Source organism: Kitasatospora sp. P5_F3 (assembly GCF_054049135.1).
This window is the reverse complement of sequence record NZ_JBFUMY010000146.1, coordinates 1-9,519: the sequence shown is the minus strand read 5'-3', so window position 1 is coordinate 9,519 and position 9,519 is coordinate 1. Positions and strand designations below refer to the sequence as shown.

Below are 9,519 nucleotides of genomic sequence, written 5' to 3'. Positions count from 1 at the left end.
CTCCGAACCCGAACCCGAGTCCGAGCCCGACGAAGACCCCCACCCCGTCGCCCACTGCTGTCCCGCCGGTCGGGCCCGAGGTGACGGTCGGTCAGCTGACCCCGGACTCCGCGGTGCTGAGCTGGGCTCAGGTCTCCGGTGCGGCCGGGTACGACGTGGTGCTGGACGGCCGCACGCTCGGCACCGTCCGCTCCACCGTGGTCCGGCTGGTCAACCTGCGGCCCGACACCGCCTACCGGATCGCCGTCGCCGTCCGCGACCAGTCCGGCCGCGTTTCCAAGCCCGGCCGTGACGTCTCCTTCCGCACCCCGAAGACCGCCGGTCCGACCAAGCCCGGCACCCGGTACACGATGCTCAACAGCCTGACCGGCCAGGCCGCCGACATGTGGGGCGGCTCGACCAACGACGGCGCCGTGCTGATCGGCTACCAGCGCACCGGCTACGCCAACCAGCAGTGGCTGTTCGAGGACCAGGGCGGTGGCAACCTGCGGATCAGCTCGGCGAAGTCCGGCAAGTGCCTCCAGCTCGGCGGCGCGCCCGTAGCCGGCCAGTACCTGGCGCAGGGCGCGGAGGCCGCTGCTTCCGCGCCCCACCCCGCCCTGTACGAGGAGACACCCCGCGATGCGCATCCGCACACTCGCCGCCACCGCCGTGCTCACCGGCCTCGCCGTCCTGGGCCCGGCCGGTGCGGCCGGCGCCCACGGCGACACCATCGTCTTCCAGGTCACCGCACTGGGAGACGGCCACACCCGAGCGGTCGCCACCTGGGCGAACGACAAGGATCCGGTGGCCGAGACGGTGGCCGCCACGCTCAGCGCGACCGCCGAGGACGGCCGCACCGTCGGCCCCTGGCGGCTGGAGCCGGTGGCCGGCACACCCGGCACCTTCACCACCGCCCTGGCCCTACCGCCCGGCCACTGGGCCGTCACCGTGGAGTCCGGCTTCCCTGCACTGGGCCGTGGCGAGGCAGACCTCACCGTCACCGCAGTGCCCGGCACCGCCCCTACCACCGCAGAGCCGGTCCTTCCAGTCACCCCGACGCCTGCTGTCGCAGTGTCAGCCCCTGCCCCCGAAGGTTCGGGCAGCGGGTGGACGACCACGGTCGAACTGGTCGTCGCAGCCGTAGCGGTGGCGGCTGTCGCTCTCCTGCTACGCCGCCGCCGCGCCGCTCGCTGAATCGGGCCGGAGCGCCTGTCGTCGGCGCCCCGAGCCCGGTCAGTCTTCCTGGGCCACCGTCAGACCATCCGCCCCTGCGACTCCGGGGTCGGGGAACCCGAGTGCTTCGAGCAGTTCGAACGCCAGGTCCTCGGCCAAGGGGTCGCATTCACGTCCGGACCCGTCAACTGCACGACCGGCCAACCCCCTGCCCGTCGGTACTCGCGAACATCACCGCGCGGCTTGAGCGGCACCGGCGGCATCCGGCACGTGTCCTGGACCAGTCGGCAGTTCCCTTCGTCCGAACCGACGGGGCCGCATCGCGTACCGGACGCCCGACTCTGCACCGAGCCCCATCTGCCCGGTACGCCAGCAGGCGTACCGGGCACGGCCGTTGTGCGTGTCGGGTGGGGTCGGCCGGGTCGGGCGGGGGTAGGACTTGGGGGTCCGTAGGGCTTTACCGATGCAGGAGGCCGTGCAGTGGCCGCATACCTCGATCGTGCAACTGGCAGTCCGCAGGCTCCCGCCGAGGATCCGCCGCCCTCACCGGAGCTTGTGGCACTGGCACACGCCCATGGGGTGGACAGTACGTACGACCCGGGGTCGGGTCCGGTGCAGGTGGCGCCGCACACCCTGGTGGCGGTGCTGGCCACGCTCGGGGTGGACGCCGGCAGCCCGGCGGCGGTGCGGGCCGCGATCGAGCGGCACCGGGCCGAGCAGGCGGCCCGGCTGCTGCCGCCGTGCATCGTGGTCCGGGCCGGCCGGCGGACGGCGCTGGACGTGCCGGCCGAGGCCCGGCTGGCCGTCGAGCTGGAGGACGGCGGCACCTGGGGCCTGCCGGCCGGCCGGTCGCACTGGCTGCCCGCCGACCTCCCGCTCGGCCGCCACCGCCTGACGGTCCGTACGGAGGACCGCACCGAGTCGGCCCCGCTGATCGTCGCCCCGCAGCGGCTGCCGGAGATCGAGCAGCGCTCCTGGGGCTTCCTGGCCCAGCTCTACTCGGTGCTCTCGGAGCGCTCCTGGGGGATGGGCGACCTGGGTGACCTGGCCGAGCTGGCGCAGTGGGCCGGGCACGGGCTCGGGGCGGGCTTCCTGCAGATCAACCCGCTGCACGCGGCGCTGCCGGGCGCGCCCTCCGACCCGTCGCCGTACCGCCCGTCCTCCCGCCGGTTCGCCGACCCGGTGCACCTGCGGATCGAGGCGGTGCCCGAGTACCCGTACGCCGATCTGGGCGAACTCCCGGAGCGCGGGCGCAGGTTGAGCCAGGAGGTGCTGGCCCACGACGGCCTGGTGGACCGGGACGCGGTCCGCGCGGTCAAGCTCGAGGCGCTGGAGATCCTGCACCGGGTGGCGCGCGGCCCCGGCCGGGAGGCGGCCTACCGGGCGTTCGTCGAGCGGGAGGGACGCTGGCTGGAGCAGTACGCCATCTGGTCGGCGCTGGCCGAGCAGCACGGCGACAACTGGCGGCACTGGCCCAAGGGCCTGCGCCACCCCGACAGTCCGCACGTCACCAAGGCCGCCCAGGACCTGGCCGACCGGGTGGAGTTCCACCGCTGGCTGGCCTGGCTGACGGACCAGCAGCTCGGCGCGGCCCAGCAGGCGGCCAAGGACGCCGGGATGCCGGTCGGCCTGATCCACGACCTGGCGGTCGGCGCGCACCCGGACGGCGCGGACGCCTGGGTGCTCCAGGAGGTGCTGGCCGAGGGCATCTCGGTGGGCGCCCCGCCGGACGCCTTCAACGCGCACGGCCAGGACTGGGGCCTGCCGCCCTGGCGCCCGGACGCGCTGGCCGCCGCCGGGTACGCCCCGTACGCGGAGCTGCTGCGAGCGGCGTTGCGGCACACCGGGGCGCTCCGGATCGACCACGTGATGGGCCTGTTCCGGCTCTGGTGGGTGCCGGCCGGGCACCCGCCGACCCAGGGCGCGTACGTCCGCTACGACGCGGAGGCGATGCTCGGTGTGCTGGCGCTGGAGGCGCACCGGGCCGGCGGGTACGTGATCGGCGAGGACCTGGGCACGGTGGAGCCCGGCGTCCGGGAGGAGCTGACGGCGCGTGGGGTGCTCGGCACCTCGGTGCTCTGGTTCGAGCGGGACTGGCGGGCCGAAGGCGAGATCCTCCCGCCGGAGCGCTGGCGGGCCGCCTGCCTGGCCACCCTGACCACCCACGACCTGCCGAGCACCGCGGCCCGGCTCTCCGGCGAGCACGTCGAGCTGCGGCACCGGCTCGGCCTGCTGGCCCGTCCGCTGGCCGAGGAGCAGGCCGAGGCGGCCGCCGAACTGGCCGACTGGCGGACCGAACTGACCCGGGCCGGGCTGCTGCCCGAGGGCGCGGAGCTGACCGCCGAGGCGCTGTACGCCTTCCTGCTGGCCACCCCCGCCGAGCTGGTCGGGGTCTGGCTGCCCGACACGGTCGGCGATCCGCGCCCGCAGAATCTGCCCGGCACCTGGGACCAGTACCCCAACTGGCGCCTGCCGGTGGCCGACCGGACCGGACGCCCCGTCACTCTGGAGGCGCTGGCGGCGGCGGACGGGACCAGGCGGCTGAGCGGCGTGCTCGGAAGGCGCACCCCGGGGAGCGGCGACCGGTAAGCGGCCGCTACCTTATGAAACGTGGACAAGAGGAACGCTTTGCGAGTCGGCGCGGTCTCCGCGGTGGCGACGCTGATGATGCTGATGACGTCGCCCGCCGCCCTGGCGGTCACCCCGGACGACGGTGACGACCCGGGCCAGAGCCTGAGCACGGTCGAGACCCTCGGCCTGTTCGTGGCACTCCCGCCCCCCCCCGCCCCGCCGGCCGGCTCCGMGCCGGACGGCGGTCCTTCGTGCGTTCAGCTGAAGCTCGGTCAGTGACCGAGCTCCCGGGCGCCGGCCGCCCGGTCCGCGGCCTGGGCCCGGATCGCGCGCTCGACGGCCGCGCGGGCCTCGACCACCATCCGGCGCAGCGCCGGGGCCGGCTCGGCGGAGGCCAGCCAGGCGTCGGTGACGTCCAGGGTGGCCTGCCCGACCTGGCGGGCCGGGTAGAGGCCGACCACGATCTGCTGCGAGATCTCGTGGCTGCGGGTCTCGTAGATGCCCTTGATCGCGGCGAAGTACTTCGCCGTGTAGGGGGCCAGCAGCTCCTGCTGGTCGGGCTGACCGAAGCCGCTGATCACGGCCTCCTGGACGTAGTTGGTCAGCTCGTCCGACTCCACCACCGAGGCCCAGGCCTCGGCCTTGGCCTCGGCGGTCGGCCGGGCCGCGCGGCAGGAGGCCGCGTGCTCCTGGCCGGCCGCGGTGTTGTCCCGCTCCAGCTCGGCATCGATCGCCTTCGCGTCGGCGCGGCCGGTGGCCGCCAGCCGGGCGAGCAGCACCCAGCGCAGCTCGGTGTCGACGGCCAGGCCCTCGATCACCTGGGTGCCGTCCAGCAGACCGGCCAGCAGCGCGAGCTGACCCTCCGTCCGGGCGGCGGCGGCCAGCGTGCGGGCCCAGGCCAGCTGGTGGTCGCTGCCGGGGGCGGCGGCGCGCAGCCGCTCCTCGGCGGCGGTGGACCAGCGCAGCAGGCCCTGCTCGCGCCAGGCCGGGTCGGTGTAGACGTCGAGCGCCAGCTTGACCTGCCGCTGGATCGACTGGACCACGCCGATCTCGCTCTCCCTGGCCAGGCCGGAGAGGGCCAGCGCCAGGTAGTCGCGGGTGGCCAGCTCGCCGTCGCGGGTCATGTCCCAGGCCGAGGCCCAGCACAGCGCGCGGGGGAGCGTGGCGGTGAAGGCGCCGAGGTGCTCGGTGACCACGGCCAGCGAGGACTCGTCCAGCCGGACCTTGGCGTACGACAGGTCGTCGTCGTTGAGCAGCAGCACGGCGGGGCGCTGACGGCCGGTCAGCTGCGGCACCGGGGTCTCGGCGCCGTCCACGTCCAGCTCGATCCGCTGGGTGCGGACCAGCTGACCGTCCTTCAGGTCGTAGCAGCCGATGGCGATCCGGTGCGGCCGGAGCACGGCCTCGCCCTTGGCGCCCGCGGGCAGCGCGGGGGCCTCCTGGAGCACCGAGAAGGCGGCGACCGTGCCGTCATCGGCCAGTGTGACCGAGGGGCGCAGCACGTTGATGCCGGCCGTCTCGAGCCAGGCCTTCGACCAGGTCTTCAGGTCGCGGCCGCTGGTCTTCTCCAGCGCGCCGAGCAGGTCGCTGAGCCGGGTGTTGCCCCAGGCGTGCGCCTTGAAGTAGGCCTGCACGCCCTTGAAGAACTCGTCCTGGCCGACGTACGCCACCAGCTGCTTGAGCACCGAGGCGCCCTTGGCGTAGGTGATGCCGTCGAAGTTGACCATGACGTCCTCGAGATCGTTGATCTCGGCCATGATCGGGTGGGTGGACGGCAGCTGGTCCTGCCGGTACGCCCAGGTCTTCATCTCGTTGGCGAAGGTGGTCCAGGAGTCCGGCCACTTGGAGCCGGGCGCCTCGGCCAGGCAGACCGCCTCGGCGTAGGTGGCGAACGACTCGTTCAGCCAGAGGTCGTTCCACCACTCCATGGTGACCAGGTTGCCGAACCACATGTGGGCCAGCTCGTGCAGGATGGTGGCGGCCCGCGACTCGTACGCGGCGTCGGTGACCTTGGACCGGAAGACGTACTGGTCCCGGAAGGTGACGGCGCCCGCGTTCTCCATCGCACCGGCGTTGAACTCCGGCACGAAGAGCTGGTCGTACTTCTCGAACGGGTAGGCGCAGTCGAACTTCTCCTGGAAGAAGTCGAAGCCCTGCCGGGTGATGTCGAAGATCGCGTCGGCGTCCAGGAACTCGCGCAGCGACGGGCGGCAGTAGACCCCGAGCGGGACGACCTGGTCACCGCTGCGGTACTCGTCGAAGACGCCGACGTACGGGCCGGCGATCAGCGCGGTGATGTAGGTGGAGATCCGGCCGGTCGGGGTGAACCGCCAGACCTGGGTGTCCCCGTCGCCGGCCGGGGCCGGGGTGGGGGAGTTGGAGACCACGACCCAGCCCTTGGGGGCGGTCACGGTGAAGGTGAAGGCGGCCTTCAGGTCGGGCTGCTCGAAGGAGGCGAACACCCGGCGGGCGTCCGGTACCTCGAACTGGGTGTAGAGGTAGGTCTCGCCGTCGACCGGGTCGACGAAGCGGTGCAGGCCCTCGCCGGTGTTGGTGTACGCGCAGTCGGCGACGACCTTGAGCTCGTTCTCGGCGGCCAGGCCGGGCAGGGCGATCCGGCTGTCGGCGAAGCTGTCGAGCGGCAGCGCCACGCCGTTCAGCACCAGCTCCGACACGCTCGGCGCGACCAGGTCGATGAAGCTCGCGGAGCCCGGAGCGGTGGCAGCGAACCGGACCACCGTGGTGGAACGGAAGGTGCCGCCGTCGCGGGCCGAGCTCAGATCGAGCTCGATGTCGTACGACTCCACGTGCAGGAGCGCGGCCCGGGTGCGGGCCTCCTCACGGGTCAAGTTGGTGCCAGGCACTCGCAGGACTCCTTCGTCAGGCATGGATGCCTGGCATCCTCCCACGCGGCAGGTGTGCCGTGCCCGGGGCATATCAGGTGTGCCGGGTGGGGACCGGCAACGATTCGCATTCGATCTCCGTTCAGCACCGGTTCGCCCTTGACGCGAGCGCGGACGGGGTGCCGACCATAGAGTTCAGAAGTTGAAGGTGAGCATTTGGCACACCGCCGCAACGGCGCGGCCGGCGCGGGGACGGACGAGTTCCCGTGCCCAGGAAGGGTGAATCATGTCGATGGACACACCGGGATCGCAGTCCTCGCTGCACCGGGCCAATCTCGAACGGGTGCTGCGGGCGGTCCGGATGGCGGGCTCGCTGACCCAGGCGGAGATCGCCCGGTCCACCGGACTCTCGGCGGCCACGGTGTCCAACATCGTCCGGGAGCTGCGGGAGGCCGGCACCGTCGTGGTGGCCGACACCTCGTCAGGTGGCCGCCGGGCGCGCTCGGTCTCGCTGAGCGGGGACGCCGGGATCGTGGTCGGGATCGACTTCGGCCACACCCACCTGCGGGTGGCGGTGGGCAACCTGGCGCACCGGGTGCTCGCCGAGGAGAGTGAGCCGATCGACGTGGACGTCTCGGCCCAGCAGGGCTTCGACCGCGCCGAGGCGCTGGTCGAGCGGCTGCTGGCGCAGGCCGGGTTCAAGGCGGACAAGGTGGTCGGGGTCGGCCTCGGCGTGCCGGGACCGATCGACCAGGAGACCGGCGCGCTCGGCTCCACCGCGATCCTGCCGGGCTGGACGGGCATCGCACCGGGGCGGGAGCTCGCGCAGCGCCTGGGCATGGCCGTGCACGTCGACAACGACGCCAACCTCGGCGCGCTCGGCGAGCTGGTCTGGGGCGCGGGCCGGGGGCTGAGCGACCTGGCCTACATCAAGGTGGCCAGCGGCGTCGGCGCCGGGTTGGTGATAAACGGTCAGATCTACCGCGGCCCCGGCGGCACGGCGGGCGAGATCGGCCACATCACGCTGGACGAGGCCGGTCCGGTCTGCCGCTGCGGCAACCGGGGCTGCCTGGAGACCTTCGTCGGCTCCCGCTACCTGCTCAATCTCTTGAACGCCAACCACCCGGGGGAGCTCACCCTGACCAAGGTGGTGCAGCTGGCCCAGCAGGGTGACCTGGGCTGCCGCCGGGTGATCGCGGACGCCGGCCGCCAGATCGGCAGCGGGGTGGCCACCCTGTGCAACCTGCTCAACCCCCGTCGGGTGATCCTCGGCGGAGACCTCGCCGAGGCCGGTGAGCTGGTGCTTTCCCCGATCCGGGACTCGGTGGCGCGGTACGCCATCCCGTCCGCGGCCCGGCAGCTCTCGGTGGTTCCCGGCACGCTGGGTAGCCGGGCCGAGGTGCTCGGGGCGCTCGCCCTGGTGATGAGCGAGATGGGTGAATCCGGCGCAATCCGGCAGACCTCGGCGGTCGGTGCCTAGCACCGGAAATCGCTCTCCCGCGTCCGGAAAAGGCGAAGCCGAGGCCGTTTGGTCTCGGCTTCGCCTTCAGGAAGATAACGAAAAGGTTCGGATCGGCGTTCAGCTGGTTTTACTTATTGACGACAAGCGAGCCCCAGGGGTTGACTCCACCTCACCTCGCCGCAATGTTGCGGCTCCGTCAGGGAGGCACCCCCACCATGAACGCAATGATGCGACGCGCTGTCATCGGTACCGCTGCGGTCTCGATGGCCATCTCGATGGCCGCCTGTGGCAAGGCCGGTGACGACAAGAAGGACAGCGCCGCGTCCGGTGACACCAAGTCGATCGGCCTGCTGCTCCCGGAGAACGCCTCGTCCACCCGGTACGAGTCCTTCGACAAGCCGTTCATCGAGGCCAAGGTCAAGGCGCTGTGCGGTGACTGCAACGTCAAGTACAGCAACGCCGAGGGCTCCGCGTCGAAGCAGAAGCAGCAGTTCGACACCCTGATCGCGCAGGGCGTCAAGGTGATCATCCTGGACGCCTTCGACGCGACCTCGACCGAGTCCTGGGTCAAGGAGGCGGCGGCCAAGGGTGTCAAGGTCGTCGCGTACGACCGCCTGGCCACCGGCCCGGTCTCCGCCTACGTCTCGTTCGACAACGAGAAGGTCGGCGAGCTCCAGGGCGAGGCGCTGGTCACCGCGCTGGGTGCCAAGGCCGCCGACGCCAACGTCGTGATGATCAACGGTGACGAGGCCGACCCGAACGCCGCGTACTTCAAGTCCGGTGCGAAGAAGGCCCTCGAGGGCAAGGTCAAGAAGATCGTCTACGAGGCCTCCGGTGAGTGGAAGCCCACCGTGGCCGGCCAGAAGATCGGCACCGCGATCACCAGCCTGGGCAAGGACGGCTTCCAGGCCGTCTACTCCGCCAACGACGGCATGGCCGCCGCGATCATCACCCAGCTGAAGGCCCAGGGGATCAACGTCCCGGTCGGTGGCCAGGACGCCGGCGTGGACGCCATCCAGCGGATCGTCGCGGGCGACCAGGCTTACACCATCTACAAGGCGTACAAGCCGCTCGCCGACTCGGCCGCCGAGCTCGCGGTCAACCTGCTCCAGGGCAAGGACATCAAGTCCGTCGCCTCGGCGACCGTGGACAGCCCGACCGACAAGGGCATCCCGGCCAAGCTGCTGTCCCCGAAGGTCGTCACCAAGGCGAACATCCAGGACACCGTGATCGCCGACGGCCTCTACAAGGCCGCCGACATCTGCACCGCCGACTACGCCGCCGCCTGCACCGCGGCCGGCCTGAAGTAGTCCCGGCACGGGCCGGCGCTCCTGACGGAGCGTCGGCCCCCGCGGCGTGTTCACACACCGCCGCGCCCCCTCATCGTTCTCGCACCAGGGCCTGTCTGACGATTCCCGTCGGGTCCGGCCCGCCCGGCACGCACGCTCGCCGCACGGCCGAAACGCCCGAGTAGCTCCGCTACGAGGG

Annotated in this window: 6 protein-coding genes and 1 pseudogene; 6 read left to right on the top strand and 1 reads right to left on the bottom strand. The window is 72.2% G+C overall.

Annotation, left to right across the window (positions count from 1 at the left end; genetic code table 11):
• Positions 1-80: 80 nt before the first annotated feature.
• The 4 genes and pseudogenes from ACXJMZ_RS36430 to ACXJMZ_RS36415 form a co-directional block, all read left to right on the top strand.
• A pseudogene (locus tag ACXJMZ_RS36430) lies at positions 81-524 on the top strand (RICIN domain-containing protein); the annotation flags it as partial.
• Between the two features lie 97 nt (positions 525-621).
• A complete protein-coding gene (locus tag ACXJMZ_RS36425; RefSeq protein WP_457034291.1) occupies positions 622-1,176 on the top strand; it encodes a hypothetical protein in 555 nt (184 codons plus the stop codon).
• A gap of 459 nt (positions 1,177-1,635) precedes the next feature.
• On the top strand, positions 1,636-3,744 hold the full coding sequence (gene malQ, locus ACXJMZ_RS36420; RefSeq protein ID WP_457034290.1) for a 4-alpha-glucanotransferase: 2,109 nt from the start codon (positions 1,636-1,638) through the stop codon (positions 3,742-3,744).
• A gap of 21 nt (positions 3,745-3,765) precedes the next feature.
• Positions 3,766-4,005, top strand: a complete 240-nt coding sequence (locus ACXJMZ_RS36415; protein WP_457034289.1) for a hypothetical protein — start codon at positions 3,766-3,768, stop codon at positions 4,003-4,005.
• Here ACXJMZ_RS36415 and pepN read toward each other — a convergent pair.
• Positions 3,999-6,590, bottom strand: a complete 2,592-nt coding sequence (gene pepN / locus ACXJMZ_RS36410) for an aminopeptidase N (protein ID WP_457034288.1) — start codon at positions 6,588-6,590, stop codon at positions 3,999-4,001. The two genes, ACXJMZ_RS36415 and pepN, sit on opposite strands and share 7 nt — an antisense overlap.
• A gap of 271 nt (positions 6,591-6,861) precedes the next feature.
• Between pepN and ACXJMZ_RS36405 the strand changes: the two genes are divergently transcribed.
• Both ACXJMZ_RS36405 and ACXJMZ_RS36400 read left to right on the top strand, forming a co-directional pair.
• Positions 6,862-8,049 (top strand): ROK family transcriptional regulator, encoded by a 1,188-nt coding sequence (locus ACXJMZ_RS36405; protein WP_457034292.1) that lies wholly within the window; start codon positions 6,862-6,864, stop codon positions 8,047-8,049.
• 197 nt (positions 8,050-8,246) lie between these two features.
• Complete coding sequence (locus tag ACXJMZ_RS36400; protein WP_457034287.1) at positions 8,247-9,341, top strand: sugar ABC transporter substrate-binding protein; 1,095 nt, start codon at positions 8,247-8,249, stop codon at positions 9,339-9,341.
• Positions 9,342-9,519 lie beyond the last annotated feature (178 nt).

What these genes read in the sequence shown, in the direction of transcription:
- ACXJMZ_RS36405 (WP_457034292.1), top strand. Translation starts at nt 6,862, where the DNA reads ATGGACACACCGGGATCGCAGTCCTCGCTGCACCGGGCCAATCTCGAA.
- ACXJMZ_RS36425 (WP_457034291.1), top strand. Translation starts at nt 622, where the DNA reads ATGCGCATCCGCACACTCGCCGCCACCGCCGTGCTCACCGGCCTCGCC.
- ACXJMZ_RS36400 (WP_457034287.1), top strand. Translation starts at nt 8,247, where the DNA reads ATGAACGCAATGATGCGACGCGCTGTCATCGGTACCGCTGCGGTCTCG.